Consider the following 26,346-nt stretch of genomic DNA (forward strand, 5'->3'; position numbering starts at 1 on the left):
CTCGGCATGTCTGCTCACCCTGAGGACTACCGCCCGGCCTTGGACCGAGCGAAGGTCCATGCCCTGGAGTGGCTCACCTCCCTGCCTGGCCGCCCGGTGGGACCGCGGGCCGACGCCGACAGCCTCGCCGCGGGCTTCGCGGCGCCGCTGCCGCCGCAGCCGACGGACCCCGCGATCGTGATCGACGAGCTGGCCCGGCTGGCCGAGCCGGGCCTGATGGCCATGCCCTCCGGCCGCTTCTTCGGCTGGGTGATCGGCGGCACCCTGCCGGCGGCCCTGGCCGCGGACTGGCTGGTCAGCGCGTGGGACCAGAACGCGGGCATGCGCTTCGCGACACCGGCTACCGCGGCCGCCGAGGAGGCCGCCGGCGGCTGGATCCTCGACCTGCTGGGACTGCCGGAGGGCGCCGACGTGGGCTTCACCACGGGGGCCACCATGGCTAATTTCGTGGGGTTGGCGGCGGGCCGGGACCACGTTCTCGGGACGGCGGGCTGGGACGTCGCCGGTGCGGGGCTGTCCGGGTCGCCGCGAGTGTCCGTTTTCGTGGGCGAGGAACGCCACGCTGTGATCGACCTCGCCCTGCGGTACCTGGGCCTCGGCTCCCCGATCGTCGTCGCGGCCGACGAGCAGGGCCGGATGCTCCCCGACTCTCTGGCGGCCGCGCTCGCCGGGCACGCGGGGCCCGCCATCGTCTGCCTCCAGGCCGGCAACCTGCACTCCGGCGCGTTCGACCCGGTGGGCGAACTCACCGCACTGGCGCACCGGCACGGCGCCTGGGTGCACGTCGACGGCGCCTTCGGCCTCTGGGCGGCCGCCAGCCCGCGCTACCGCGATCAGCTGGCGGGCCTCGAGACCGCCGATTCCTGGGCCACCGACGCGCACAAGACCCTCAATGTGCCCTACGACTGCGGCATGGCCATCGTGGCCCGGCCCGCCGAGGTGCGGTCCGTCTTCGGGGTGCACACGAGCTACCTGGTGGCGGCCGAGACCGGCCCGGGTGACCCGTTCGAGAAGGTTCCCGAGTTGTCGCGCCGGGCGCGGGGCGTGCCGGTCTGGGCGGCCCTGCGCTCGTTGGGCCGGTCGGGCACCGTGGAACTGGTGGAGCGGCTGGTCGATCAGGCCCGCGCCATCGCGCAGGGGCTGGCGCGCATCCCCGGCGCCGAGGTGCGGAACGACGTGGTGTTCACGCAGGTCTGCGTCAGCTTCGGCGACGACGAGCGCACCCGCCGGGTGACCGAGGCGCTCCTCGCCGACGGAACCGCGTGGATGTCGGGGTCTCGCTGGCAGGGCCGCGACGTGCTGCGGGTGTCGGTGAGCAACTGGTCGACGGATGCTGAGGACGTCGCCCTCTCCGTCGCGGCGGTGGAGCGCGCCGTCGCCGCGGTCACCCGGGCCGACACCGAACAGGCCACCTCCGGGGTGTAGCGCCCGCCGCCCGCCGTCCCTCCGGTTCGCCGCCGAGCGGTACCCTCGGCGGTAGGGCTAAAGAAGGACCAACCGTGACCCACCCATATCCGCTGCACGTGGCCATCCGGGCGCAGTGCTTCTGTTGCCAGTCGCTGCAGCCGTTCACGTTCACCTCGCCGACCGACCAGGTGGTCTGCGCATCCTGCCTGCATCACCTGGGTGCCGAGAAGGCGGAGCGTCGTGACGCCGAGCACATCAAACTCTGGGTCGGGCAGTACGCCGACCAGCAGGAGAACCACCGCCAGTTCGCCGAGAAATCCGCGGTGGTGGACGCAGCGCAACAGGCGGTGATCGACGGGCTGACCGCGCAGGTGGCCGAGCTGCGTGACGTGGTGGCCGGGGAATCAGACCGCACGAAGAGCGCCGGGGTGCGCGCGCTCCTCGAGAGCGACCTGGTGCGTCGCGCGGAACGCAAGACGGAGCTCGCGCACCGCCAGCTGGACTGGGCGATGGCCGTGCTCTGGCGGGTCGGGCAGCTGCACCATGCGGTGGAGGGCAAGCCGCTCGCCTGCGTCTGCGGGCGCACCACCGCGGCGTGCGCCGAGGGTCGGGCGATCGATCCCCAGCGCCAGGCCGTGCTCGACTGGGAGCGGAAGAACCTCACCCTGCTGCGCGCCGGCTCCCGCCACGCCCTGCCCGACGATCACCCTGAGGTGCAAGGCCCGAACCGACGCCAATGAGGGGTGCGGGCGACCGCCAACCCCCCAAACGTGTCGGTTCACCGCAGGGCGGCGCCCGGGCCTACTCTGAAGAAATGGAAACCCTGCTCAGCACCCTGCACATTGTCACCGGCGTCTTCATCGTCGGGCCCATGGCCATCCTGCCGATGTCCGCCATGCGTTCCATGCGCGCCGGCGAGGCCGGCCAGGTGGCCGCGCTGGCGAAGTCGACCAATATCTTCACGTTGCTGTCGCTGCTGGTCGTGCTCTTCGGCTTCGGCGCACTGGGTTTCCGGGGTGATTCCTCCTTCGCCTCGACCTGGGTCTGGCTGTCGATCGTGCTCTACGCCGCGGCTCTCGTCGTCAGCCTGTTCCTGGTGATCCCGGCGATGAAGTCGGCCTCGGAGCTCCTCGCCGAGCAGTCGGCCAGCGGCACCCGGGTCGCCGGAGTCAAGGTCGCCGGCTACTCGCGCGTGGCCATGGGCTCAGGCGTGGCGTCGCTGCTCCTGGTGGCCGTGGTCGTACTGATGGTCATCAAGCCCGCCTAGCCCGTCCAGCTGTTGCAGCCAGGCAGCCGTGGTCGCGACTACTTCAGGTCGTCGACCGAGACCAGGCCGTCGTGCCGCCGGCCGTCGAAGATGATGGACGGGATCTTCACGGTGTGGATGCTCTCCTCCACCAGCTGCGTGTTGGCGGCGATGATGTCGGCGACCTCATCCGAGGCGGCGACGGATGCCACGGCGTCGACCTGTTCCGGGCTGAGCCCGAACTCGGCTGACCAGTCCTGCAGCAGCGCGGTGGCGGCATCCGGCTCGGCGCTGTTCAACACGCTCTGCCAGGACACGCCCTTGTCGTTGTCCTCCGTGTAGATCCGGCTCAGGATCTGCCAGTCGACCGGCGTCTCCGCGCCCTCGAGCGGGTTCAGCCGCAGCGCCTCGAGATACTGGGTGATGAGCAGAGAGTTCTTGAACTTGTAACCGTCTTCGGACGCGATCGGGTAGGCGATGTAGGTGAGGTTCATCCGGTCGTCGAACCCGGCCTCCTCGATGTTGTTGAACAGCTGCAGGCAGTAGGTGCAGCCCGGGTCGATGACCTCGAGTGCGGTCTCCTTCTTCGCGTCGTAGGCGTCCAGGTAGCTGGCGTTGGCCGGCAGGTACTCCTCGGCGTCCCAGTTCTGCATGCGGGCCGGGATCGCGGAGAAGGTCTCGGCGAGGCTGGCGAAGTCGTTGCCGAACGCGCCGATCACGTCGCCGGCCAGCAGCGAGTCACCGAAGGTCGGCGTCTGGTCGGGGATGGCGCAGGCCTCGGCACCCAGGCTGCACGACGCCGAGTCCTGCTTGTTGCAGGTGCCGTAGACGTAGAGGTTGACGCCGCTCTTGACGACGACGTAGGCGCTCCAGATGGTGGTGAGCACCACGAGCAGCGCGATCACCTCGAGGGCGACGGATGCCGGTCCGACCAGCTTGGGGCGGCGAACCGCGAGCGGCGCCAGAAGGTGGTCCTTGATGTCCTGCTTGAAGGTGGTGTCGCAGGGGCGGAATGTGACGCGGCGGAGGGTGCAGTTCCAGGCGGTGCCCAGGTAGCGGCGGTACCGGGCCGACACGGCCGCCATGAAGACGAGAACGATGAATGCGGCAATGCAGAACACTTAGGAGAGGCCTTTCATCAGGCGCGCGAGGGCCTGGGTGGCCGCATCGATGTCGGCCGTGGTCGAGTGCAGTCCGAGCGAGAAGCGCAGCAGCGGCGGCAGCCCGAGTTGGTGCTTCAGGTAGTGGTGGACGCAGAAGTACCCGCTGCGCACCATGATCTGCGACTGGGACAGGAACACGGCGAGCCGGTGCGAGTCCTGCTTCGGCGCATAGAGGCTGATCACCGGGCTGGCCTCGGTGTTGACCAGGTTGAGACCGGGGATGTCGCTGAGCCCCTCGAAGAGGCGCTGCGAGAGCCCCTGCACGTGCTCGGCCGGGTTCCGGCCGCCGGGGCGCACCTTCCCCATCCACTCGATCGCGCGGCCGAGGGCGATGATCTCGCCCCAGGCCTGCAGGCCGGGTTCGAGGAGGGAGCCCGGATCGTTGGGGAGCAGGTCGTAGGAGTCTTCGCGGACATCCGCCACCATGCCGCCGCCCACGAAGGTGAGATCGAGGGAACCGAGCAGCTCGTGGGTTGCGACGACCACACCGAGGCTCGCGCCGTACATCTTGTGGGCGGAGAAACAGATTGCGTCGGCCTCGGTCTTGGCCAGCAACGAGCGTTCGTGCGCCATGGCCTGGGCCGCGTCGAGGATGACGATGCCGCCGCGGGCGTGGGTGTCGCGAACCACGTCGGTGAGGTTGGTGAGCAGGCGACCGTCGATGTTGGAGGCCACGTTGACGACCACGACCGCGCGTTCGAGCTGGGCCGGTTGGTAGACCAGGGCGCCGTCGGGGGCGCGGTCAAGCACCAGGCGGGGCACGCCCAGCCGGGTCGCCGCCGTCATGGTGGGCAGGAAGACCGAGTTGTGCTCGATGTGGCTGGTGACGACCTGCGCGAACCGGCCCTGGGGCAGCTGCTGCAGCAGCAGGTTGAGGCCGAAGGTCGTGTTGAGGGTGAAGGAGACCGCGTGGCTCCGGCCGGAGAGGCCGAGCAGGTCGAGCACGGCCTTGCGGGTGTCCTGCACCTCCCGGTCCACGCGGGTGCCCCAGGCGTATTTCACCCGCCCGCCGCAGGCGTTGTACTCCGTGTAGTACGCGGTCAGCGCGTCGACGACCGGTTGCGGCCGGAGGCTCTGACAGGCGGAGTCGAGGTAGACCGAGCCGGGGTCGAGGTAAGCGAAATCAGCGAGACGGCCGGTTTCGACCATGGCCGGCGGTGTGCGCCGGAACAACCCAGTGTGCTTCATGTCCTTCAATTCTTTCCGGCTCATTCTAGGTGAGCAGTCTGTTAGACCGCAGCGTGGCCGGGGGCCGACGGGGAACGTGCCGGAGTGCGGGTTCCGGTCGCGCTCCCGGCAGCGCGGGCCCTGGCTTGAGAGCGCTAGCCGGCGGCGGGAGCAGGGCCGCCGCGGGCCTCGATCACGCCCATCATGCCGAGGTCCTCGTGGTCGAGGATGTGGCAGTGGTAGACCGTGCGGCCCGGGAAATCGTCGAACGCGATGCGCACCCGGACCGTGCCGCCGGCCGCTACATTGACCACGTCCTGCCACTCGGCGGCGCGGGCGGGCCGGCCGTCGGATTCGATCAGCTGCATCGGCCAGACGTGCAGGTGCACCGGGTGGTCCATCGGGCTCGAGTTCGTCAGCAGCCATTCCTCGACGCTGCCGGTCTGCACCGTGGTGTCGACCCGGTCGGGGTCGAACGACTCGCCGTTGATGGTGAAGCTCATGCCCCCGCCCCCGCCCATGCCCATACCCATGGCGAAGGTCAGCTCCCGGCGCGCCGTCACGGCGGCGCCGCGCAGGTCGCGCGGCGCCGGCCGGCGGGGAACAACGGATGCCGCGGCCACCGGTTCGCCGGACACGGTCACGGTGGCCAGGTCGACCGTCGCCGTCGACGGGGAGGAGCCGCCCATCATGCCGCCCATGCCCATGCCGCCCCGGTCGTAGGGCAGAGCGCGAAGCCTGGACGTGGTGGTGCTGCCCGCCGGGTCGCCCGGCTGTGTGGCCGCGGTGACCAGCAGGTCGGCCCGGTTGCCGGGCGCCAGCAGCACCTCCTGCACGTCGCGGGGCGTTTCGAACCGGCCGGAGTCCAGGCCGAGCAGTTGCAGTCGCTGGCCGTCCAGGCTCAGCCGCAGGTACCGGGAGACGCAGGCGTTGACGATGCGCCAGCGCTCGCGCTCGCCCGGGCGGATGCCGAGACTGGGTTCCAGTTGCCCGTTCACCAGCACGAGACGGCCCTCGCGGCCGCGCATCCGTTCGCTCGGGGTGGCCGAGGCAACCCCGCCGCCGCCCGGGGTGAGGTCGGAGATGACCAGCACGCGCTCGCGGGCCACCGGCACGGGCTCGTCGTCGTCGATCACGATGGCGCCGTACAGGCCGCCGAAGATCTGGTCGGCGACCAGTCCGTGGTGGTGCGGGTGGTACCAGAACAGGCCGGGCGGGTGGTCGGCCGGCAGCCGGTAGTCGTAGTCGAACGCGGCGCCGGGCGCGATCATGACGAAGGGGTTGTCGCTGTTGCCCTCCGGCGAAACGTGCAGGCCGTGCACGTGCAGGTTGGTGGGTTCGGCGAGTCCGTTCTGCAGGCGCAGCCGCACCCGGTCGCCGGGCCGCAGGCGCAGGGTCGGGCCGGGCAGCCCCTCGTTGTAGGCGAGGACGGTCACCGTGCGGCCGCCGATCTCGGCCGGTCCGGGAGCGGCGGCCAGCTGCGCCTCGAGCAGCCCGTCGCTGCTTCGCAGTTCGGTCGGCTGGCGGAGCGGCTCACCGCCCGTGTAACCGGAGAGCGGCTCCGAGGCATCGCCGGGACCGACGGATGTCTCGGGCTGGCGGCTCCAGAGCAGCCCGGCCCCGCCGACGACGGTTCCGGCCACCCCCAGGCCGCCGAGGGTGAGTGCGGCCCGGCGGCTGAGTGGTTTCACGCCGGGCCCTCGCCGAGGGCCCGGACCTGCTCGAGGTACTGTTCCTGGGTCAGCTCCCCGGCCGCGAAGCGCTCGTCGAGGATCTGGCGGGCGCGGCTGCGCCCCGGGGTGCCGGCGTACGGAGCGCCGGATGGTGGCCCCGGTTCGCGCCGGTCCCTGCTCCCGGCCGACAGGCGCACGGCCAGCACGATGAGTGTGACAACACTGACGATGGTGATCAGGCCGAAGAGCACAGTCCAGCCCAGACCTCCGTTATAACCCCACATCATGATCGGCTTCCTTCCGTGGCGGACGGCGTTTTCGTCACTGCGAGTATGTCCCCGAGGCGGAGTTCGAGCATCCGTCGCACCGGGCTAAGCCCCGGCCGCCACGAGCACGGTCCAGGTGAGGCCGAAGTCGTCGCTCGCGACGACCCCGCGACCGTCGGCGGCGAGGAGCCAGGGTTCGCTGCCGCCGACGAAGGCGAGGGCCTCGGGGGTGCCCTCGGTCTGCCCTCCGCGGGTCCAGATCCCGCTCCGGGTCGCCTGGTACCAGACCACGCCCTCCGGGCTGATTCCCACGACGCCGCCGCCGGCCGTGGTGTCCTGCACGTCGATCAGGTACAGCATCGGGGCGTCGGACACCGGCCCGAATGTGCGCCCGGCGTCATCACTCCGGACGAGGCCGTTCTCGGTGGTCGCAAAGACCTGATCGGGATCCGCCGGGTCGGCGGCGAGGTCACGCAGCGACGCCGCCGCCCCGGACGACCAGCTGGCGCCGTCGTCGTCGCTGATGCTGACCGTTCCGGCGGCGGCGTCGTAGCCGTACACGCGCAGGGCTCCAGACTCCAGGGCCACCGCATCGAGATCGTGGAAGTCGGTCTCACCGGCGAGGGAGACGTTCGTCCAGGTGGACGCCGCATCCTCGCTGCTGATCAGTCCCACATTCGGGGCCTTCAGTGTGGACTGGCCGGACCCCGGATGCCCGGAGGCCAGCAGCAGGCCCGGTGCGGCCACCGTGAATCCCATGGCGTCGAAGGCCGGGCCGTCGCTCGGGGTGGGCCCGGTGAGCGCGGCATCCGGCGCGCCGGTCAGGTAGGTATCGGGGAGCAGGTCGGTCGGGATCTGCCACACACCCTGGTGCGTGCCGGCGTACGTCGCGCCGGTGGACGGGTCGGCGCCGAGGCCGTGGATGTGCTCGAAGGCTGCCGTGGTGGTGGCGTCCGTGTCCGTGGCACCGGTTGCCGGGGCAGCCGGAGCGGGCGTGCAACCGGCCAGCACGGCCGCGAGGCCGAGCGTGATCACGCAGGTTCCGCACAGGCGGATGGTTCTCCGGGAAGTCATCTGGGTCAGAACTCGGTGAGGAGGTCGGTCATGACGGCGATCTCGGCGGTTTGCGAGGCGACGATGGCGGCCGAGAGGGTCTGGGCGTCGGTGTTGCTTCCCTCGTCGATGTGCGTCTGCGCCATGGCGATCGCGCCCTCGTGGTGCGCGATCATCAGCTCGAGGAACACCTGGTCGGCGTCGGTGCCCGAGGCGTTGCCGAGCGTCATCATGTCGGCCTCGCTCATCATGCCGTCGGTGCCGTGGTTCATGTCGGACATGCCGCCGGTGTCCGCGCCCCACGCGCCCAGCCAGTCGGTCAGCTGGGTGATCTCGGGCTCCTGCGCGGCCTTGATCTCCGTGGCCAGGGCGATGACGCGCGGGTCGATTCCCGGCTTGGCGAGGAGGTCGTCGCTCATCGCGACGGCCTGCTCGTGGTGGGGGATCATCATCTGGGCGAAGTCGACATCCGCGGCGTTGAAATCGGCGGAAGCGGAGGCGGTGGACCCGCCGGAGGCCGGGGCGTCGGCGGCCGGGGGCGTGCCGCCGCAGGCGCTGAGCGTGAGCGCGGTCGTGAGCACGGCGGCGGTGATCAGCGCGGTGCGGAAGGTGCGGGTGGTTCTGAGCATTGTTGTTCCATTCGTCGACAAAAAGGGGTGAGAAACCGGGGGCCGGGGTACGGCCGGGCCGCGCAGCCGGATGGGTGCGCTGGCGAGGGTTTCGGCCTAAATGCGGCTGATGGAGAGCAGGGTGAGGCTCGGCCGGTGCAGATGCAGCGGAATGTCCCGACAGGACCCGACGACGAAGCCGACGACCTCGAGCAGGCGTCGGCAGACCGACGGGCGCCGGGACAGCAGGATCAGACCGCCCAGCACCAGCAGGAGGGAACAGGTCATCGAGAGGGCGGCCAGATCGGACGCGGCGTGGGCGCCGACGTTGCTGACGGCGCCGGCAGTCACGACGACAACGGCCGCTGTGGCGGAGGAGGCGGTGTGCGTGGCCGCGGAATGTGCACCGGCCGCCATCGCTGTCGTCGTCGCAGCCGTTGCCGCAGCCGCTGTCGTAACCGTTGTCAGGGCCGAAGCCGCGGTTGCTGTGGTTGCCGGGGTTGCTGCGGACAGGCTGTGGCCCGGCCCGTGCCCGGTGCCGGCCGAGTGCACGGCGAGCAGGCAGAGCAGCATTGCGGCCATCGTGAGCGCCGCCAGAACGGCGGAGTGGAAGACCCGGCGGCCGCCACGGAACGAGATCGCATCGTTCGCGTGCAGCATGCCGTCTCCGTCCGAACCGAGCTCAGGGCATCCGTTTGGCCGATTGATCGCCTGGATACCCCCTCAGGGTATACCCCGGCGGCTCGGCGCCCGCTGGGAACGCCCGGGTTCATCCCCAGTCGAGGGCGAGCACCCACGATCCGTCGGTGTCGCGCCGCAGGTCGTAGCGGTGTTGTTCCTCATCGCCGCGTGAGGCGTCGAGACGCCAGAGCTCGGTGTCGATGCGGGACGGAACGCCGCCAGCGTTCTCCCACCAGCGGGTACGGGTGAAGATGGCCTGGGGCTGCCCGATGACGGTGTGTTCGAACCGGTTCCAGATGAACGCGCGCGGGTCGCCGTCGACGGACAGCTCAACGTCGACGACTGCGTCAATGATCTGAGGCATGCGTGGCTCCCTTGATTGATTCTATCGAACATTTATTCGATGTTGAGAGTGTAGTTCATGCCCCTGACACTCGCCAGACCCGATCAGGAGTTCGCCCCGGATTCGCTTCCGGCCGCGTACGGGATCTGCTGGTGGCAGCGGAAAACCCCCGCCACCCCGGCGGGTGGCCGGGATCGCGGGGGCTTTCTGTGTCGGCTCGGGCCGACGCTCAGGGGCGGGCGCCCGGCACCGAGGACTTCCCCGGTTGCGAAGCGCCGAGGCTGGACGAGCCGGGCCGCGGAGCGAGCCCGAGCCGCCGCACGATCTCGGCGGCCTCCTCGGCCGGAGCGCGGCCGGCGTCGATGGAGATCGCGCGCTCGTCGGCGTCCGGCACCTCGAGGGTTGCCACCTGCGAATCGAGCAGCGAGGTCGGCATGTAGTGGTCGTGCCGGGCGGCGAGGCGGCGCCCGATCAGGTCGGTCGACCCGGTCAGGTGCACGAAGATCACGTTGTGCTCGCGCAGCACATCGCGGTAGCGGCGCTTGAGCGCCGAGCAGGTGATGATGCCCGGCACCCCTGCCATGGTGTGCTCGATGATCCACGACGAGACCGTGTCGAGCCAGGGTGCGCGATCCTCGTCGTTGAGCGGATGGCCGGAGGACATCTTGTCGATGTTCTCCTGCGGATGCAGGTCGTCGCCTTCCTCGAGGTCCCAGCCGAGCTGGCCGGCGAGGAGGCCGGCCACGGTGGATTTGCCGGATCCGGAGATGCCCATGATCACGAGCACGGGCTGCTGTGTGTCGAGCATGCTAGATCACGATATTCAGCAGGAGGACGCCCGCAAGGCCGACGACGGAGATGAGGCACTCCATCACGGTCCAGGTCTTGAGGTTCTGCCCGACGGTTGTGCCGAGGTACTCCTTGACGAGCCAGAACCCCGCGTCGTTGACGTGGGAGAGGAACAGGGAACCGGCGCCGATGGCCAGGACCATCAGTGAGACATCCGTGCTGCCCAGGCTGGCCGCGACGGGGGCGAGGATGCCGGCGGCCGTCACGGTGGCGACGGTGGCCGACCCGGTGGCGACGCGGATCAGGGCGGCGACGAACCAGGCGAGCACGAGCACCGAAATGCTGCTGCCGGCCACGGCATCGGCGATGACGGTGCCGATACCGGTGTCGATGAGAACCTGCTTGAAACCGCCACCCGCGCCCACGATGAGCAGGATGCCGGCGATCGGCGGGAGGGAGTCGGAGAGCGACTTGGCGATCGCGGAGCGGTCCATGCCGCCGCCGCGGCCGAAGACGACCATCGCGTAGATCACGGCGATGCCGAGGGCGATCATGGGCGTGCCCAGGAAGTCGAGCGTGGCGTTCAGCGGGGCCGTGGAGCCCGGGTTGATCGCGTCGGCGATCGAGCGGGCGAGCATCAGGACGACGGGGAGCAGGATGCCTGAGATCGTGATCAGGAAGCTCGGTCGCTTGGCGTTCTCACCCAGTCCCTGCTCCTCGTTGGTCAGGAACAGCTGCGGCACGGGCACGGAGACCCAGCGGCTCGCGAACTTGCTGAAGATCGGGCCGGCGATGATGACGGTCGGGATGGCGATGAGCACGCCGATCGCAAGCGTCAGGCCGAGGTTGGCGCCGAGCGTGGTCACGGCGACGAGGGGTCCGGGGTGCGGCGGCACCAGCCCGTGCATGACGGACAGGCCGGCCAGGGCCGGGATGGCGATGCGGATGAGTGAGAGCCCGCTGCGGCGGGCCACCAGGATGATCACCGGGATGAGCAGGACGAGGCCGACCTCGAAGAACATCGGCAGGCCGATCAGTCCACCGATCAGGGCCATCGTCCACGGCAGGGTGCGCGCGCTGGAGCGGGTGACCAGTGAGTCGACGATGCGGTCGGCTCCGCCGGAGTCGGCCAGCAGCTTGCCGAACATGGCGCCGAAGCCGACCAGGATGCCGACGCCGGCCATGGTGGAGCCGAATCCGGTGCTGAAACTCGTGACGGCGGCGGCCGGAGCGAGGCCGGCCCCGACGCCGACGCCCACGGCGCCGATCGAGAGGGCGAGGAAGGGGTGCACCTTGAGCCAGGTGATCAGCAGGATGATCACTGCGACGCCGACGAGGGCGGCGATGATGAGCTGCAGGTCGCTGCCGGCCGGTTCGATCGGAACCACCGGAACCGCAAGGGGAGGAATCATCTGAGTGTCCATTCCGAGGCGGCTTCTCTGCGACCCCATCGTCTAATAAATCTGATTAATCAGATAATTGAGTGTGGCACACGATTCCGGTCGCCCTGACCACCGCCGCTCCGCGATCGCCGCTACGATCGCGAGGGGGATGACGCGCGGCCGGGCCGCGCAGGGAGAAGCAGAGATGAACCGTGGGGTGGGCGCCGGAGTCTGGCGTGAACGAGGACTGCATGCCCGGGTGTTGAACGCACTGGGGCAACAAATCGTCGACGGTGGCTACGCGCCCGGGGACATCCTGAACCTCGAGAGCATCAGCGAGGAGTTCACCATCTCCCGCTCGGTGCTGCGCGAGACCCTGCGGGTGCTGCAATCGCTGGGCATGGTCGAACCCCGGCAGCGCGTGGGCACGCAGGTGCTCTCCCGGGAGAACTGGGACCTGATGCACCCGCAGACCATCTACTGGCGCGGACGCGGGGCGGACTACCTCATCCAGATGCGCGAGATGCTCGAGATGCGGCTCGGCATCGAGCCCGTGGCCGCCCGGTTGAGTGCGCGCCTGATGACTCCGGATCAGCTGGCCACCGTGCGGGCGGCAGCGGAAGCCATGGTCGAAGCCGATCTCGCGGGCGACGGCCGCCGCTTCCTCGAGGCGGACGTGGCGTTCCACACCCTGATCCTGATCGGATCCGGCAACAGCGTGATGGGGCACTTCGCCGGCACCGTCGAGGCGTTGCTGCGCACGCGCGAGGAGGAGAAGCGGTTCACGATCACCGAATACACGCCGCCCTCGGCCCACCGGCACAACCAGCTGGCGGAAGCTCTGATCGCCCGGGACGAGAACGCCGCGTACCGCTGGTCGTATGCCACGATCGAGGCCACCCTCATCGAGTTCATCGCGGAATCGCACAACGCCGAGCTCGGCCTCGGGGCCTGAGGCCCGCCCGGCGCGTCGGGCCTCGGGCCCTCGGGCTCAGAGCCGGGCGAGCCGTTCGATATCCTCCAGGAATTCGCTGGCGACCTGCGCCGAGACGGTGGTGCGGGTCGAGCGGATGGCGACCAGATAGTCCTCGGTAGCAGGGCCGCCGGGCGTCGACTCGTCCGCACCCTCGAACAGCGCCCGTTCCAGCGCCTGCTGCGACGCGCGCCGGGCGGCATATTCGATGTCGGCCGGTGAGAAGCCGTCGCTGGCGTCGACGAGAGCGTCGAGGTCGACCGTGCTCTTCATGCCCTCGGGGACGTAGCGCTCCCAGATGGCCTGGCGAGCGGCGACATCCGGCAGCCCGATCGGGATGACGTAGTCGAAGCGCCCATGCCGGAGGAATGCGGAATCGAGGGCGCGGATGAAGTTCGTGGCGCAGACCAGGAGCCGGCCGGGCTGCTCGCGGAATGCCGGGATGATCTTGAGCAGCTCATTGGTGACGCCCTGCAGGGGCGAGGGCGGCTCTCCGCCGCGCTGCGCCGCGATCTCCTCGACCTCGTCGATGAAGACCACCGCGTGTTCCAGCTCGGAGATCTTCAGGAAGGTCTCCCGGAGCGCGCCCGCGAGGCCCTTGGGGTCGGCCGCGAGCCGGGAGGGGAAGACCTCGACGAAGGGCCATTCCAGCCGGGAGGCAATGGCTTTGGCGAAGGTGGTCTTGCCGGTTCCGGGAGGGCCGAACAGCACGACCGCCTTCGGCGGCACGACGCCGTACTGCTCGGCCATGTCCGGTTTGGCCAGCGGCATCACGAGCCGGCGCTCGAGCATCTCCTTCTCGGTGCGCATTCCGCCGACGCCCTCCCAGAGGTCACGGGCCAGGATGCGCCCGCCCAGCTCGGTCAGGGACCGCAGCTCCTCGCGCTGCACCGGAATGTGGCGTTCGAAGTAGCGCAGGTGGTGCTTGACCTCGAAGCCGCGCTTCACGAAGGCGTCGACGCGGGTGGCCGATTCGGGCATCAGCGCGGAGAGCTTGGTCAACGCGTGCCGGGACATCTTCTTCTCGAGGGCCGCCAGCAGCGCCGTGCCCACACCGCGGCCCTGGTAGCGCTCTGCGGTGGCGAGGAAGACCACCCAGCCCTGAGCGTGGGCGGCGCGGCCCACGGCGGCCCCGATCACCTCGTCGCCGACGAGGGCGATTACGGCGTCGTCCTTCTGGCAGGAGGCCAGCACCTCGGAGAGGCCGTAGACGGGTTCCGTCTTGGCGGCGGTGATCTCCTCCCAGAGGCGCAGGATGCCGTCCAGGTCATCCGAGTGAAAGTCGCGGATCCGCCAACCGGTCATGAGTGCTCCTTTGCGCCGACACGTACGCTCCCCAATCTAGGGCACGCGGCCCGCGGCCCGCGGGTTCGGCGCCCGCCGGTGCCCGCCGGCGCTCGCCGGCGCCCGCCGGCGCAGGTTGTGGAAGCGGGCGCACGTTCTACCCTGCGCCCGCTTCCACAACCTGCGCCACGACTGAACGCGACGGGCTCGGCGCGGCTAACCGCCGGCCAGGCGGCGGGCCAGATAGGGGGCGGTGCGGCTGTGCGGATGCTGCGCGACGGCATCCGGGGTTCCGGTCGCCACGATCCGGCCGCCCGCATCGCCGCCGGCCGGGCCCAGGTCGATCACCCAGTCCGCGGCGGCGACCACGTCGAGGTTGTGCTCGACGACGATGACCGTGTTGCCGGCATCGACCAGGCGGCCCAGCTGGGCCAGGAGGAGACGGACATCCGCGGGGTGCAGGCCCGTCGTCGGCTCGTCGAGCAGGTACATCGTGTGGCCGCGGCGGGCACGCTGCAGCTCGGTGGCGAGCTTGATGCGCTGCGCCTCGCCGCCGGAGAGCTCGGTGGCGGGCTGGCCGAGCCGGAGGTAGCCGAGCCCGACCTCGCGCAGGGTGGCCAGGCTGCGGGCGGCGGCCGGCACGTCGGCGAGGAAGCCGCCGGCCTCCTCGACGCTGAGGCCGAGCACCTCGGCGACGGACTTGCCCCGGTAGGTCACCTCGAGCGTCTCCGGGTTGTAGCGCGAGCCCTGACAGGCCGGACAGGGTGTGTAGCTGCCGGGCAGGAAGAGCAGGCCGACGCTGACCGAGCCCTCGCCGAGGCAGGTCTCGCAGCGGCCGCCGGTCACGTTGAACGAGAACCGCCCGGCGCCGTAGCCGCGACTCCGGGCCAGGTCGGTGGCCGCGAAGGTCGCGCGCACGGCGTCGAAGAGCCCGGTATAGGTGGCCAGGTTGGAGCGCGGCGTGCGGCCGATGGGCTTCTGGTCCACCCGAACGAGGCGGTCCACGGCGTCGAGCCCGGTGATGCGGTCGACCCGCGCTCGCGGTTCCTGCTCGCCGGGGGAGTCGCCGAGGTCGTCGTCGTCGCCGGGTTCGGTGGCGGCCGAGGTGGCGGCTGCGCCGGATTCACCGGCGGCGACGGATGCGTCGGCGTCCGGATGCAGTGCGAGCCGCACGGCATCCGCCAGCACCTGGCTGACCAGTGTGGACTTGCCCGAACCGGACACGCCGGTCACAGCCGTGAGCACGCCGAGCGGGAAGCTCGCGTCGACGCCCTGCAGATTGTGCCGGGTGACCCCGTGCAGGCCCAGCCAGCGATCGGGCGTGCGCAGCGTGGCAGGTCGAGCGGCGGGTTCCGGTGCCGACCCGGCCGCCGCCTCGGCCGGGAACAGGAATTGCCGGGTGACGGACTCCGGCACGTCGGCCAGGCCGCCGATCGGCCCGCTGTAGAGCACGGCGCCGCCGCCGGCGCCGGCCAGCGGTCCCACGTCGACGACCCAGTCGGCCCGGCGCACGATGTCCATGTTGTGCTCGACGACGAAGACCGAATTGCCGGAGGCCTTCAGCTGCTCCAGCACGAGCAGCAGCGGTTCGGCATCGGCCGGGTGTAGCCCGGCGGAGGGCTCGTCGAGCACGTAGATCACGCCGAACAGGCCCGAGCGCAACTGGGTGGCGATACGCAGTCGCTGCATCTCGCCCGGAGAGAGGGTCGGAGTTGCGCGCCCGAGGCTGAGGTAGCCCAGGCCCAGCTCGAGCAGCACCTCGATGCGGGCGAGCAGGTCCCGGGTCAGGGTGACCGCGGCCTCGGTGGGTTCGGCGGCGCCCGGCAGCAGTGTCGGCCGCAGCAGTTCGGCGAGCCCGGTCAGCGGGAGCAGGTTGAGCTGCGCGATGGACCGGCCGGCCACCGTGACGGCGAGGGCCGCCGGCGTCAGCCCGCTGCCGTCGCAGACCGGGCACGGGCCGGATTCGACGAAGCGCAGCGCGCGCTCCCGCTGGCTCTGGCTTTTCGAGTCGGCCAGGGTGTGCAGCACATAGCTCTTCGCGCTCCAGAACCGGCCCTGGTACGGCTTGGCGATGCGGTCGCGCTGCGGGGTGACCTCCACCACGGGCTGCTCCTCGGTGAAGAGGATCCAGTCTCGCTCGGTGCGCCCCAGGTCCCGCCACGGGGTGTCTACGTCGTAGCCCAGGGTGATCAGGATGTCGCGCAGGTTCTTGCCCTGCCAGGCACCCGGCCAGGCCGCGATGGCGCCGTCACGGATGCTCAGGGTCAGGTCGGGCACGAGGGTCGCTTCGGTCACGGTGTGCGCCGTGCCGAGACCGTGGCACCGCGGGCAGGCACCGGCCACGGTGTTGGGAGAGAACGAGTCGGATTCGAGGCGCGGGGCATCTGTCGGGTACATGCCGGCTCGGGAATACAGCATCCGCAGCGAGTTGGACAGGGTGGTCAGGGTGCCCACGCTCGACCGGGAACTGGGCGCGCCCCGGCGCTGCTGCAGGGCGACGGCGGGTGGCAGGCCGGTGATCTCGTCGACCTGCGGCGTGTGGCCCTGCTGGATCAGGCGCCGGGCGTAGGGCGCGACCGATTCCAGGAACCGGCGCTGGGCCTCCGCGAAGATGGTGCCGAACGCCAGGGAGGATTTGCCGGAGCCGGAGACACCGGTGAACGCGACGATGGCGTCCCGGGGCACGTCGACGTCGACATTCCGGAGGTTGTTCTCCCGGGCGCCGCGCACCTGCACGAAGCCTGCTGACGACGCTGGGCCGGGCGCGTTCCGGGTCGAGGCGGCGGGAGTGGCGGCTGGGTGTGGCTGGGGCATCCGGTCGACTCTAGTCCGTGAGTCTGGGGAGGGACCTGATCGGAATGCCGGACTCGGAGGAGGCGCGGTATAATAGGCGAATTGCGATCCCGTCCACTGATGGTGGTGGGTCGGTACTCATCTCGATGCTCAACCGTGACCAATCTCGATGTTCAACCGTGACAATCTCGATCGCTCCTTACCCTGAACCAGGCTCAGTGGCGTGCCGTTCAAACCACGTTTGAGACTGAGAGACCCATGGCTGATACTTCCGAAAACACCGTTACCCACCTCGTGTCGATCCAGCGGTGGGCTGCCCTCAAGCGCGAATTCCTCGCCCGCCAGCCGGCGACGAGTGATGACGTCGCTGCAGAACGAAGCTGAGTGAATCGTGGCTGAACGAGACTCCACCAACACGCCGGCCGAGCCGGTCCCGGCGAACCAGGTGTCGCCGCACCGCTGGGCCGAGCTCAAGCGCGCCTATGTCGCGCGGCTGCCCAAGAGCGACCGCGCCGCTATCGAAGCCGCCGCCGAGCGCTCGCACGACGCCCAGGACTGAACCGTCGATTCACCCGAACCGGTGAGACGACGAGATTGGGGGGTCCGGATGCCTCCGCACCCCTCAAACGTGTCGGCTGGGCCACCGTGAACCGCTAGGGCAGGCGCAGGTGGTCGACGGGCATCATGGCCAGTGGTGCGCGCAGTTCCATCAGGGCCCGGGCGTGCTGGTCGAGGCGCTTGTCCTCCGCGGTGATCAGCGTGAGCGAGGGCACCGGGTCGGCGTGCCCGTCGGCGCCGATCGCGACGAAGATGCTCATGCACTGCGTCGTGAGGTGCAGGTCCGATGGTGTGCGCGGGCTGCCCGAACGCACGCGGATGCTCACGTGCATGCTGCGCTTGCCGGTGTGGATGAGCCGGGCATCCACTTCGACGATGTGCCCGATGTGGATCGGCCGGTAGAAGTGGATCCCTCCCGAGTAGACGGCCACGGCGGCCTCGGAGCTCCACGCCGCCGCCGTCGCGAAGGCGGCCTCGTCGATCCAGCGCATCACGGTGCCGCCGTGCGCGTTGCCGCCCCAATTCGCGTCGGCCGGTGCCGCCAGGAAGCGGAAGACCGTGCGCGGCGTCGTGCTGTCCTCGGTATATTCCTGTCCGCGCATGCAGGTCTGGATGCGTTTGCGCGGCTCCAGCCGGGCCGTCGCGTTCTGCTGCAGTTCGCGGTCGACGTCCGAGCGGGGCTCCCAGACGGGAACGGCCTGCGGCTTCCCGGCATCATCGACCGCGACGAAGACGAGGATGCAGTGGGTCGCCGGGGTGTACTCCCGAGCGCGCACATCCGTGGTCTCGACCGTGACGAGCACATGCATGCTCGTGCGTCCGGTGTGGATGATGCGGGCGTGCACCTCGACCAGGTCGCCGGAGCGGATCGGCCGGGTGAAGTGCACATTGCCGACGTAGGCGGTGACCGTGTCGGAGGCGCTCCAGCCCACCGCGCAGGCGTAGGCGGCCTTGTCGATCCATTCGAGCACGCTGCCCGCGGCGACGGTCGCGCCGGAGGCGGCGACGTCGGCAGGCACGGCCATGAACCGCAGGGTGATCCGGTCGTCGGGCAGGGAGCCGGCGGCCGGTGACGACGAGCTGGTGGGTGCGATGGTCACAGGTACTCCAACGGAAGCAGGTCAGGGGCTTCACTCCACACTTTCACATCCGGGCGGGGAGGCGGTGCAGCTCAGGAGTGCGAGCGACGGTGTTCGTCGAGAACCTCGACGATCAGGTCGTGGTCATCGCGCTGGGGTAGCCCGGACACGCCGGCGACTCCGATGAGCGAGCCGCGCACGCGCAGCGGGAAGGCTCCGCCGTGCGCGGCGTGCGTTCTCGGGTCGACGTTCGAATCGGTGCGGAAGTCGCGGGAGTTAGCCCGGAAACGGGTTCCCACGGCGAAAGACGAGCTGGCGTAGTGACGCACGACCCGGAACTTGTTCTCGAGCCACGCGTCGTTGTCGGCGCAGGCGCCGGGCAGTGCGGCGTGGAAGACGCGCTGGTCGCCGAACATGATGGACACGGCGATCGGATGCCGGCGCAGGGTGCCGAGCTCGACGAGCCGTGACCCGACGGCCCAGGCGTCGCCCACGTCGAAGGAGTCGAACTGGATGAGCCGTTCCTGGTCGAGCAGCAGCGGGAGGAGGGCGGCGGCCTCGGAAGCGTCGGTCATTGCGTGCCTTTCGGGCCGGAACTGTCGTCCGAACTGTTGATGTGAGTGCAGGGTCTGAAGCAGGGCGGCAGCGCCCGCGGTCAGTCTTCCACTCCCCGGTGTCGAACGGGAACCACGGATTCCTCGCGGGCGGGCCGTGGGCCCCGTTCCCCGGCGTGCGTCACTGGAAGTATTCGGGCCTGGAGACGTAGGTCTCGGACACGAACATGACGCCACTGGATGTGCTCAGAAGCACCCCGACGGCGTCGATCAACTCGCCGGCATTGTCGGGTGGGAGGACGGTGATCAGCATGGTGAGGGTGTCGTATTCGTTGAAGAGCAGGGCTCCGGAGTGCTGACCGTGGTGTCCGATTCCGGACACCCCGGACACGGACGTGTAGCCGGTGGCGCCCGCGGAGGTGATCAGTTCGCGGATGGCGGGGGCGTCGCGGGCGGGCACAACGACCTCCAGCCGGGTCATCTGTGTCAGGTTGTTCATGGTCAGGTTCCTTTCAGTGCGGGAGAGGCGGCCGTCCAGCCGTACGGGGTGTAGCGGTGCCAGGCGGCTGCGGGGTCGTTTCGTGCGGTGAGGGTGATCCAGTCATTGTCGAGCAGGTTGCGCAACACCTGGTTGCGGGAGACGATGCGCCCGATGCTGTCCAGGGGCGCCTGGATGATGACGGTCAGGCGCATCGGTTCGTGGAACAGTCGGTCGCCGAGGCCGACGGATTGCCAGGGCAGGCCGCGGCGCAGGTCTCCGGTGTGGCCGGCGAGGACTCCGATGGTGCCGATCGCGTTGTGAATGGTTTTGGTTCCGGCGCCGAGGCTGGCGGGGTTGAGGGCGGAGAAGTAGTACTGGTGGTTGATCCATTGGGCGACCACCAGGGGCGCGGTCATGATCGTTTCCAGAGCGGCACCCTCGAGGTCCAGCTCGGCCTGGTAGGAGTGCAGGAATACCCGCCGGTCCAGGTTGACACCGCGGGTCATCTGACGCGGTCCGATGATCATGGCCGCATTTCCGGCAAGCCCCAGCTCCGGATACACCTCCGCCCAGTCGTGGGCGCGTCCCTGGACCCGGCCGGGGGAGCGGGGGGATGCCCCGGGCAGGTCCCTGGCCCGTTCCCTGAGCAACAGCCCGGCCGCTGTCCGTTGTGCCCGATCGAACGTTCCCGCCGCATCGACGTGGCTCTCGGGGATCAGGTGACGGTCCAGAAGCGTGACGGCGTCGGTGACGGTGTTGTGCTCCGCCGCGATGAAGAAACTGTCGGAGGGGATGACGATTCCGCGGGGCACCAGGAGGGCGCGCACGTCGGGGTCGTTGAAGATGGCGGCGGAGGCGCGGGCATTCGCCCCGCCGGGGTTTCCGCCGCAGGCGCCGCAATCCAGAGCCGACTGGTACAGGTTGTTCACCGACTCGGATCCGTGGCCGGCGAGCACGACCAGCGGGGCGAACTGTGTCACGCCCATCATCCGCACCGCGGTTTCAGCCATCGCGGCCCGCTCCTCCAGGGTGAACGAGTCGGTGATTGTCACGTTGCTCGGAAGCGTGGCCGTCGACGGGGTCAGGAACCGCTGGATTCGCGCCTGCAGGGTGGGGGTGAGGGTGCGCAGCACGCTGATGGCGCCGTACAGCCATCCGGTCACCTCCGCGAAGGCGAACGGTGTCCCGGTGCCGGAGTCGGCCTGGTGGGTCGACTGTCGGAGCGCATCCCGGCTGCGACCGCGCATCACGTGGTCTTTCGCCTTCGCCGAGTCGGTCGGGTGTTCGGTGAGGTGGTGGCGGGGCGTCAGGAGAGCCGGCAGCGAATTGACGGCCCCGCGGGCCAGGTAGCGGGAGAAGCGCACGGGGACCCCGAAGAATCCTGCGAACCCGAACGTCTCGGCTTCGGGGAGGTTCTCGAGGTGACGCCGGATGCCTTCGGACCGGGGATCGATGCACATCACCAGTTGCAGGTGGGGGCGAGGGGTGAAGGGATCGGTGTCCCTGACGGAGTGCACCAGGGCGGCGCGGTAATGCAGCTCGTAGGCCTTCTGCCAGGTCAACGCGTGATCGGCCACCGGGTGGGTGGCCAGGACCCGGATCACGGCCGCGATTTCTTCCCGGTCGACGCGACTGCCGCCGATGGACCGGGCAACGTGCTCGGCCCGGTGGCGCAGGGTCGGCGGCGCCTCGTCGGCTACCGGCGGTGTGGGTGAGGAGGGAGAGAGGGACAGACCCAGAACGGCTCGAACGGTCAGCCTCACGGACAGGTACGAGAGCAGGTCGATGTCACCGATCTTCTCGGCCCGCCACTTGATCTGACCAACCCAGCCGGGCAGGTAGTGCAGCTCTGTTCGGAGCGTCTCCGTGACCGACTCGGCGGCGACCCCGAGCTTGACCAGGGCCCACGCGAGTGCGGCGTCGGGCTCGGCGGGCAGCTCGGCCGCCGTCCGGCGGACCGTTCGGGGGAGTGACGGGTCCCGGCGGGCCAGGATTCGCCACGCCTGGTAGAAGCCGCGCTGGGTGTGGGGCATCGCCCAGAGGGGGTCCGGGTTCAGGTAGGACGACACCCAGGCGGCCAGGTACTCGTCCAGCCAGGGAGCCGATGGTGCGGTCGCGGCGGGGGAACTCCACGACGTGGATTTCATGTCCAGAACCGCCACGCCCACCGCGGACGCCGTCTTCCCGCCGAGGGTGAGGTGTCCGGCAAGCTCGGGGACACGCTCCGCCAGGGCTGCTTCGAGGTCGGCATCGACGATGCGGCCGCGCTCGACGTCTGCGAGGTAGGCGTCCCGAGACCGGGTGAGCACCACGCCCGGGGTGGTGGCGGTTTCGAACGGGCGGGTTTCGTGGCTCGCGAGAGGGTTCACGGCGATGAAGGACTCCAGGGGCCAGTGCGGCACGATGTCGTGGGCCGCTGCAGCCACCTGGGCGCGAAGAATCAAATTCATGAGGGGACTCCTGAGGTCGCGGACGAGCGGGGCAGCGCGGACAGGCGGGGCAGGGCGGGCGCCATCGTCCTCGCGTAAACGACGTCACGAAGGGTTTCGAACCGGTTCGGGTTGCGGGAGAGCAGTTGCACCAGGACGAGCCCGATGACCGGCACAACCAGCAGCCAGGCGGGCGCGGCGACGGTGGTCGCGGGTTCCAGTGCCGCCGTGAACACCTGCAGGAGAGCCACATACCCGAACGCCAGCACACCGATCGAAGCGGTTCCGGTGAGGAACGTTCGGAGGGTGAAGGTGGTGCGCAGCGCAGCGCCCAGGGCCACGGCTGCGGTCAGCGCGACGAACGCCAGCAGACCGGCACTGGCCGCTGACACGGTCGGGGAGAACATCCATTTGGCTGCCGTCAGCGCTGCCAGCGCAACCAGCACCGACAGGCTCACGGCCACCGGGACAGCGAACGGTGAGCGGGTCGGACGGGGTGGGAGGTCCCGATCGACAGCGTGCTGGCGCACCCCCATGCCGGCCCCGAGGAAGAGGGTGGATTTGAACAGGGAGTGGGCGACGAGATGGAAAATCGCCGCCGCGTATGCTCCCAAGCCGCAGGCCAGGATCATGAATCCCATCTGCGCCATCGTCGAGTACACCAACCGGCCCTTCACGTCCGGCCGGACCAGACGAACCGCCGACGCGTAGACGAGCGTTGCGGCTCCGGCCAGGAACACCCCGATCATGACCGCCTGATGAGGCGCGATGGCCGGGGCGAACCGGATCAGCAGGATGGCGCCGGCGTTGACCACCCCGGCGTGCATCAGCGCAGAGACCGGTGTGGGCGCCGCCAGCGTGAACGGCAACCAGCCGTGGAACGGGATCTGGCTTGAGCGCGCCAACGCCGGCACCACGAGAAGCGCGGCGCAGGTCAGTGTCAGCGGCAGCGGCAGGGAGTCCGTTACCGAGCCGAGCCGAGCCCAGGGTACGTCTCCTCCGGCGGCGACCAGCAGGATGAGCACCGGAATCAGGAACACCGTGTCCGCGATCACAAACCGGATCCCGGTGCGTCGGATCCCATCGCGCGCCTGGGCCAACGGCCGATAGGTGGCCAGAAGCAGCACGAGGGCCACCCCGGCACCGACCCAGGCCACCGCGAACAGGGCCACCGATCCTGCGCACACCATCAACACGGTGAACCCGGTGAGCAGATTGGCCGAGACGACGAACCAGACCTGGCGACGGTCGCCGCGCAGGTACCGAATCGCGAAGACCTGGATCAGCGCGCTGAGTCCGAGGACCAGCATCGACAAGATCAACGCCAGGGCGTCCAGCTGGACCGACGTGGACCCGAACACCACCCAGGTCGTCCGGTGCACTCCGGCAGCGGATGCGATGGCGACCGTGACGGTGCCGGCGAACCCGAAGCCGACCACTGTCGCCGCCAGCCGGGCCGCCGTGTCCCCGCTCATCCCCGACCGGGCGAAGATCGCGGCGCAGAACCCCGCGATCCACGGTGTCAGAGTCACACCACCAACAACAAGCCAGTCCAGCATTGACACCTCTCAAAACACGACTTATAAAACAGGAAAAACATAGCACATGTTTAATGTCCTGAATCAAGTGTGCCGAGACGGCAGTCGGGTGGGAGATAATCGAGCATGGCGACATGGACATTTCTCACCAACCACGCCCACGTGCTGTTGTGCGTGGCGGACAACCCGAACGTGCGGCTGCGCGACGTCGCCGTGCAGGTCGGCATCACCGAGCGAGCGGCGCAGCGAATCGTCACCGAGCTGGAGGAAGCCGGCTACCTGGACCGCGAGCGCGAAGGCCGCCGCAACACGTACCGGCTCAACACGGCGATGCCGCTTCGGCACCCTCTGGACCGCGATCATCGCATCGGGGAGCTGCTGGCCACGTTCGGCAATGTCCACGACGGCTAACAGACCCGCGCAGGGTTCGCGCAATATCGATATCCGTCGATATAATGGGAACACCGTCATCACGGACAAGTCGTCCCCGCTGGATGCCGGCTGAGGAGATGGTCACCCATGGCACACATCGAGATTTTCGAACCGGGACTCTGCTGCGGCACCGGCATCTGCGGAGTCGACGTCGACCAGGCGCTGGTCACCTTCTCCGCCGACCTGGACTTCACCCGCGCGAACGGCGGTGATGTCGCCCGGTTCAACCTGGCCCAGGAGCCGCTCGCCTTCGTGGAGAACGAGGTGGCCCGCCAGTTCCTGCACACCGTCGGCCAGGAGGGGCTGCCCGTCACGCTCGTCGGCGGCGCCACCGTGCTCACCGGCCGCTACCCCTCCCGGGCCGAGCTCGCGAACTGGACCGGCGGAGCGGCCGAATCCGGGGCAGCATCCGACACCGACGAGACCAGCCACCTCGCGGCCGTGCAGCCCGAGGGATCGGCGCGGCTCCTGGCCATGGCCGCTCCCGCACCGGGTAAGGACGCCGAGGACGCCGACGCGGGCTGCTGCGGCACCGGCGGCTGCTGCTAGGGGCCGATCATGACGACCCTGCACTTCCTGGACGACGCCCCGCGCTTCCTCTTCTTCACCGGCAAGGGCGGGGTCGGCAAGACCTCCATCGCGTGCGCGAGCGCGGTGCGTCTGGCCGAGGGCGGGGCATCCGTTCTGCTGGTCAGCACCGATCCGGCCTCCAATGTGGGTCAGGTCTTCGGAGTGACCATCGGCAACACGGTCACCCCGATCGCGGCGGTGCCCGGGCTGTCGGCGCTCGAGATCGACCCCGAACAGGCGGCCGAGCAGTACCGCGAACGCATAGTCGGCCCGGTCCGCGGCCTGCTGCCGCCCGCCGAGGTGGCCTCCATCGAGGAGCAGCTCTCGGGAGCCTGCACCACGGAGATCGCCTCCTTCAACGAATTCACCGACCTGCTGACGGACGCCGCGTGGACCGCCGCGTACGACCACATCCTCTTCGACACAGCCCCCACGGGGCACACCATCCGCCTGCTGCAGCTGCCCGGGTCGTGGACCGACTTCCTGACCGAGGGAACGGGCGACGCGTCCTGCCTCGGGCCGCTCTCCGGCCTCGAGAAGCAGCGCGCCGTCTACGCCGACGCCGTGGCGGCGCTCTCCGACCCTGCGCGAACGCGGCTGGTGCTCGTGGCCCGCGCCCAGGGTTCCACCCTGAGGGAAGCCGCCCGCACCCAGGCCGAACTGGCGGCCATCGGCATGGAACGGCAGTATCTGGTGGTCAACGGCATCCTGCCGGCCGGACCGGACGCGGATGCGGGCACGCCTGCCGAGGCCGCAGCCGACCCGCTCTTCGCGGCCATCCGGGCACGCGAGCAGCAGGCGCTCGCCGAGCTGCCCGCGGGGCTGCAGAACGCCCCCACCGACTACGTGGAGCTGAAGAGTTCCAACATGGTGGGCCTGGCGGCTCTTCGCAGCCTGCTCGAGCCCGAGATCGCGCAGGCGCCGGTCGCTGCCACCGTCGACACGGCTGTTCCGGGTGCCCCGCTCTCGGTCCTGGTCGACGAGATCGAGGCCGGCGGTCACGGCCTGGTGATGCTGATGGGCAAGGGCGGCGTGGGCAAGACCACGCTCGCGGCGGCGATCGCCGTGGGTCTCGCCGACCGCGGGCTGCCCGTGCACCTCACCACGACCGACCCGGCCGCGCACCTCGACGACACCCTGGTCGGCGCAGTGCCGAACCTGACCGTGTCCCGGATCGACCCGGCCGTGGAGATCGCGAACTACACCGAGCGGGTCATGCGCACCAAAGGTGCGCACCTCGACGAGCAGGGCCAGGCCATGCTCCGCGAGGACCTGCGCTCCCCGTGCACCGAGGAGATCGCCGTGTTCCAGGCGTTCTCCCGCGTGAGCCGGGAGGCGAAGAACACCTTCGTCGTGATGGACACCGCGCCCACGGGCCACACCCTGCTGCTGCTGGATGCGACCGGGTCGTACCACCGTGAGGTCACCCGGCAACTGGGTGACGGCATCCGTCTGACCACGCCGATGATGCGGCTGCAGGACCCGGAGCAGACCAAGGTGATCCTGGTCACCCTCGCCGAGACCACGCCCGTGCTCGAGGCCGCGGAACTGCAGGCCGACCTGGAACGGGCCGGCATCACGCCGTGGGCGTGGATCGTGAACAACTCGATCGCCGCGGCGGCGCCGACCAGCCTGTTGCTGCTCGCGCGGGCCCGGAACGAGCTCCCCGAGCTCGAGCATGTGCACGAGAAGCGTGCCCCGCGGCTCGCGGTGGTGCCCCTGCTGGCGCAGGAGCCGGTCGGCATTCCCGCCCTGCTCGCCCTGGCGTCGGGGAGGCAGCCCGCGCCGGCATCCGTTCGCTAGCCGCCCGCCCGTCGGCCCCGAACGAATTCGACGGAGATTCTGGCCGGATCGCCCCTAATCGCGGGGAAAGAGCG

26 protein-coding genes are annotated in these 26,346 nt (G+C 69.8%); 9 read left to right on the plus strand and 17 right to left on the minus strand.

Translation table 11 applies throughout. The annotated features are described in order from the left end of the window. Nucleotides 1-6 precede the first annotated feature (6 nt). The 3 genes from AC0J5J_RS10620 (at nt 7) to AC0J5J_RS10630 (ending at nt 2,674) form a co-directional block, all read left to right on the plus strand. The gene (locus tag AC0J5J_RS10620; protein ID WP_474897924.1) at nt 7-1,425 is read left to right on the plus strand and encodes a pyridoxal phosphate-dependent decarboxylase family protein; all 1,419 of its coding nucleotides are present in this window, start codon (nt 7-9) and stop codon (nt 1,423-1,425) included. A gap of 74 nt (nt 1,426-1,499) precedes the next feature. After that, nucleotides 1,500-2,147: a hypothetical protein gene (locus AC0J5J_RS10625; protein ID WP_134423799.1), complete on the plus strand. Its 648-nt coding sequence runs from the start codon at nt 1,500-1,502 to the stop codon at nt 2,145-2,147. 74 nt (nt 2,148-2,221) lie between these two features. Next, entirely contained in the window at nt 2,222-2,674 is a 453-nt protein-coding gene (locus AC0J5J_RS10630; protein WP_134423800.1) for a DUF2269 family protein, read from the plus strand. 38 nt (nt 2,675-2,712) lie between these two features. Here AC0J5J_RS10630 and AC0J5J_RS10635 read toward each other — a convergent pair whose 3' ends face one another. The 10 genes from AC0J5J_RS10635 to AC0J5J_RS10680 form a co-directional block, all read right to left on the minus strand. Then, nucleotides 2,713-3,774 carry a DsbA family protein gene (locus AC0J5J_RS10635; protein WP_474897926.1) on the minus strand — a complete coding sequence of 354 codons (1,062 nt, stop codon included), beginning with the start codon at nt 3,772-3,774 and terminating at the stop codon, nt 2,713-2,715. Beyond that, the gene (locus tag AC0J5J_RS10640) at nt 3,775-5,004 is read right to left on the minus strand and encodes an aminotransferase class V-fold PLP-dependent enzyme (RefSeq protein WP_474897928.1); all 1,230 of its coding nucleotides are present in this window, start codon (nt 5,002-5,004) and stop codon (nt 3,775-3,777) included. Between the two features lie 134 nt (nt 5,005-5,138). After that, nucleotides 5,139-6,674 (minus strand): multicopper oxidase family protein, encoded by a 1,536-nt coding sequence (locus AC0J5J_RS10645; RefSeq protein WP_474897930.1) that lies wholly within the window; start codon nt 6,672-6,674, stop codon nt 5,139-5,141. Then, nucleotides 6,671-6,943, minus strand: a complete 273-nt coding sequence (locus tag AC0J5J_RS10650) for an SHOCT domain-containing protein (RefSeq protein WP_134423804.1) — start codon at nt 6,941-6,943, stop codon at nt 6,671-6,673. The genes AC0J5J_RS10645 and AC0J5J_RS10650 overlap by 4 nt, the downstream gene beginning before the upstream one ends. Nucleotides 6,944-7,027: 84 nt before the next feature. Further along, nucleotides 7,028-7,996, minus strand: a complete 969-nt coding sequence (locus AC0J5J_RS10655; RefSeq protein WP_474897932.1) for a F510_1955 family glycosylhydrolase — start codon at nt 7,994-7,996, stop codon at nt 7,028-7,030. A 5-nt stretch (nt 7,997-8,001) separates the two neighbouring features. Next, nucleotides 8,002-8,604, minus strand: coding sequence for a DUF305 domain-containing protein (locus AC0J5J_RS10660; protein ID WP_134423806.1), 603 nt, complete (start codon nt 8,602-8,604; stop codon nt 8,002-8,004). 96 nt (nt 8,605-8,700) lie between these two features. Continuing rightward, nucleotides 8,701-9,243 carry a hypothetical protein gene (locus tag AC0J5J_RS10665; RefSeq protein WP_474897934.1) on the minus strand — a complete coding sequence of 181 codons (543 nt, stop codon included), beginning with the start codon at nt 9,241-9,243 and terminating at the stop codon, nt 8,701-8,703. Between the two features lie 109 nt (nt 9,244-9,352). Continuing rightward, entirely contained in the window at nt 9,353-9,628 is a 276-nt protein-coding gene (locus AC0J5J_RS10670) for a hypothetical protein (protein ID WP_104100589.1), read from the minus strand. Nucleotides 9,629-9,836: 208 nt separating this feature from the next. Next, nucleotides 9,837-10,415, minus strand: coding sequence for a gluconokinase (locus AC0J5J_RS10675; protein WP_134423808.1), 579 nt, complete (start codon nt 10,413-10,415; stop codon nt 9,837-9,839). 1 nt (nt 10,416) lies between these two features. Continuing rightward, nucleotides 10,417-11,808, minus strand: coding sequence for a GntP family permease (locus tag AC0J5J_RS10680; RefSeq protein ID WP_134423809.1), 1,392 nt, complete (start codon nt 11,806-11,808; stop codon nt 10,417-10,419). 175 nt (nt 11,809-11,983) lie between these two features. On the opposite strand from AC0J5J_RS10680, the gene AC0J5J_RS10685 reads away from it, so the two are divergent. Next, a complete protein-coding gene (locus AC0J5J_RS10685) occupies nt 11,984-12,733 on the plus strand; it encodes a FadR/GntR family transcriptional regulator (protein WP_166785469.1) in 750 nt (249 codons plus the stop codon). A 36-nt stretch (nt 12,734-12,769) separates the two neighbouring features. On the opposite strand, the gene AC0J5J_RS10690 is transcribed toward AC0J5J_RS10685, so the two are convergent. Beyond that, nucleotides 12,770-14,056: an ATP-binding protein gene (locus AC0J5J_RS10690; RefSeq protein WP_134423811.1), complete on the minus strand. Its 1,287-nt coding sequence runs from the start codon at nt 14,054-14,056 to the stop codon at nt 12,770-12,772. Nucleotides 14,057-14,251: 195 nt separating this feature from the next. Then, nucleotides 14,252-16,849, minus strand: coding sequence for an excinuclease ABC subunit UvrA (locus AC0J5J_RS10695; protein WP_166785470.1), 2,598 nt, complete (start codon nt 16,847-16,849; stop codon nt 14,252-14,254). 237 nt (nt 16,850-17,086) lie between these two features. Between AC0J5J_RS10695 and AC0J5J_RS10700 the strand changes: the two genes are divergently transcribed. Then, nucleotides 17,087-17,212: a hypothetical protein gene (locus AC0J5J_RS10700; RefSeq protein WP_277613083.1), complete on the plus strand. Its 126-nt coding sequence runs from the start codon at nt 17,087-17,089 to the stop codon at nt 17,210-17,212. 7 nt (nt 17,213-17,219) lie between these two features. Continuing rightward, nucleotides 17,220-17,387 carry a hypothetical protein gene (locus tag AC0J5J_RS10705; protein ID WP_166785471.1) on the plus strand — a complete coding sequence of 56 codons (168 nt, stop codon included), beginning with the start codon at nt 17,220-17,222 and terminating at the stop codon, nt 17,385-17,387. A 94-nt stretch (nt 17,388-17,481) separates the two neighbouring features. On the opposite strand, the gene AC0J5J_RS10710 is transcribed toward AC0J5J_RS10705, so the two are convergent. From AC0J5J_RS10710 to AC0J5J_RS10730, 5 genes are all read right to left on the minus strand, one after another. Continuing rightward, nucleotides 17,482-18,486: an acyl-CoA thioesterase gene (locus tag AC0J5J_RS10710; protein WP_474897936.1), complete on the minus strand. Its 1,005-nt coding sequence runs from the start codon at nt 18,484-18,486 to the stop codon at nt 17,482-17,484. 71 nt (nt 18,487-18,557) lie between these two features. Beyond that, complete coding sequence (locus AC0J5J_RS10715; RefSeq protein WP_474897937.1) at nt 18,558-19,040, minus strand: heme-degrading domain-containing protein; 483 nt, start codon at nt 19,038-19,040, stop codon at nt 18,558-18,560. A gap of 160 nt (nt 19,041-19,200) precedes the next feature. Beyond that, nucleotides 19,201-19,518 carry a P-II family nitrogen regulator gene (locus tag AC0J5J_RS10720; protein WP_134423813.1) on the minus strand — a complete coding sequence of 106 codons (318 nt, stop codon included), beginning with the start codon at nt 19,516-19,518 and terminating at the stop codon, nt 19,201-19,203. A gap of 2 nt (nt 19,519-19,520) precedes the next feature. Then, nucleotides 19,521-21,950, minus strand: a complete 2,430-nt coding sequence (locus AC0J5J_RS10725; protein WP_474897939.1) for a DUF2309 domain-containing protein — start codon at nt 21,948-21,950, stop codon at nt 19,521-19,523. Continuing rightward, nucleotides 21,947-23,461 carry a proton-conducting transporter transmembrane domain-containing protein gene (locus AC0J5J_RS10730; RefSeq protein WP_474897941.1) on the minus strand — a complete coding sequence of 505 codons (1,515 nt, stop codon included), beginning with the start codon at nt 23,459-23,461 and terminating at the stop codon, nt 21,947-21,949. Before AC0J5J_RS10730 ends, AC0J5J_RS10725 begins: the two co-directional genes overlap by 4 nt. A gap of 132 nt (nt 23,462-23,593) precedes the next feature. On the opposite strand from AC0J5J_RS10730, the gene AC0J5J_RS10735 reads away from it, so the two are divergent. From AC0J5J_RS10735 to arsA, 3 genes are all read left to right on the plus strand, one after another. Further along, nucleotides 23,594-23,878, plus strand: coding sequence for a helix-turn-helix transcriptional regulator (locus AC0J5J_RS10735; RefSeq protein ID WP_134423816.1), 285 nt, complete (start codon nt 23,594-23,596; stop codon nt 23,876-23,878). A gap of 108 nt (nt 23,879-23,986) precedes the next feature. After that, nucleotides 23,987-24,448: an arsenite efflux transporter metallochaperone ArsD gene (gene arsD / locus AC0J5J_RS10740; protein WP_134423817.1), complete on the plus strand. Its 462-nt coding sequence runs from the start codon at nt 23,987-23,989 to the stop codon at nt 24,446-24,448. 9 nt (nt 24,449-24,457) lie between these two features. Then, nucleotides 24,458-26,272, plus strand: a complete 1,815-nt coding sequence (gene arsA, locus AC0J5J_RS10745) for an arsenical pump-driving ATPase (protein ID WP_474897943.1) — start codon at nt 24,458-24,460, stop codon at nt 26,270-26,272. The last annotated feature ends 74 nt before the right edge of the window (nt 26,273-26,346 follow it).

The organism is Cryobacterium sp. TS_SC_7 (genome assembly GCF_056156285.1).

Excerpts from the sequence above, each read along its gene's own strand:
- AC0J5J_RS10665 (WP_474897934.1), bottom strand. The coding sequence starts at position 9,243 with ATGCTGCACGCGAACGATGCGATCTCGTTCCGTGGCGGCCGCCGGGTC.
- AC0J5J_RS10685 (WP_166785469.1), top strand. The coding sequence starts at position 11,984 with ATGAACCGTGGGGTGGGCGCCGGAGTCTGGCGTGAACGAGGACTGCAT.
- AC0J5J_RS10700 (WP_277613083.1), top strand. The coding sequence starts at position 17,087 with ATGGCTGATACTTCCGAAAACACCGTTACCCACCTCGTGTCGATCCAG.
- AC0J5J_RS10655 (WP_474897932.1), bottom strand. The coding sequence starts at position 7,996 with ATGACTTCCCGGAGAACCATCCGCCTGTGCGGAACCTGCGTGATCACG.
- AC0J5J_RS10735 (WP_134423816.1), top strand. The coding sequence starts at position 23,594 with ATGGCGACATGGACATTTCTCACCAACCACGCCCACGTGCTGTTGTGC.
- AC0J5J_RS10675 (WP_134423808.1), bottom strand. The coding sequence starts at position 10,415 with ATGCTCGACACACAGCAGCCCGTGCTCGTGATCATGGGCATCTCCGGA.
- AC0J5J_RS10650 (WP_134423804.1), bottom strand. The coding sequence starts at position 6,943 with ATGATGTGGGGTTATAACGGAGGTCTGGGCTGGACTGTGCTCTTCGGC.
- AC0J5J_RS10640 (WP_474897928.1), bottom strand. The coding sequence starts at position 5,004 with ATGAAGCACACTGGGTTGTTCCGGCGCACACCGCCGGCCATGGTCGAA.
- arsD (WP_134423817.1), top strand. The coding sequence starts at position 23,987 with ATGGCACACATCGAGATTTTCGAACCGGGACTCTGCTGCGGCACCGGC.
- AC0J5J_RS10620 (WP_474897924.1), top strand. The coding sequence starts at position 7 with ATGTCTGCTCACCCTGAGGACTACCGCCCGGCCTTGGACCGAGCGAAG.
- AC0J5J_RS10670 (WP_104100589.1), bottom strand. The coding sequence starts at position 9,628 with ATGCCTCAGATCATTGACGCAGTCGTCGACGTTGAGCTGTCCGTCGAC.
- AC0J5J_RS10725 (WP_474897939.1), bottom strand. The coding sequence starts at position 21,950 with ATGAATTTGATTCTTCGCGCCCAGGTGGCTGCAGCGGCCCACGACATC.
- AC0J5J_RS10690 (WP_134423811.1), bottom strand. The coding sequence starts at position 14,056 with ATGACCGGTTGGCGGATCCGCGACTTTCACTCGGATGACCTGGACGGC.
- AC0J5J_RS10715 (WP_474897937.1), bottom strand. The coding sequence starts at position 19,040 with ATGACCGACGCTTCCGAGGCCGCCGCCCTCCTCCCGCTGCTGCTCGAC.
- arsA (WP_474897943.1), top strand. The coding sequence starts at position 24,458 with ATGACGACCCTGCACTTCCTGGACGACGCCCCGCGCTTCCTCTTCTTC.
- AC0J5J_RS10660 (WP_134423806.1), bottom strand. The coding sequence starts at position 8,604 with ATGCTCAGAACCACCCGCACCTTCCGCACCGCGCTGATCACCGCCGCC.
- AC0J5J_RS10695 (WP_166785470.1), bottom strand. The coding sequence starts at position 16,849 with ATGCCCCAGCCACACCCAGCCGCCACTCCCGCCGCCTCGACCCGGAAC.
- AC0J5J_RS10680 (WP_134423809.1), bottom strand. The coding sequence starts at position 11,808 with ATGATTCCTCCCCTTGCGGTTCCGGTGGTTCCGATCGAACCGGCCGGC.
- AC0J5J_RS10720 (WP_134423813.1), bottom strand. The coding sequence starts at position 19,518 with ATGAACAACCTGACACAGATGACCCGGCTGGAGGTCGTTGTGCCCGCC.
- AC0J5J_RS10630 (WP_134423800.1), top strand. The coding sequence starts at position 2,222 with ATGGAAACCCTGCTCAGCACCCTGCACATTGTCACCGGCGTCTTCATC.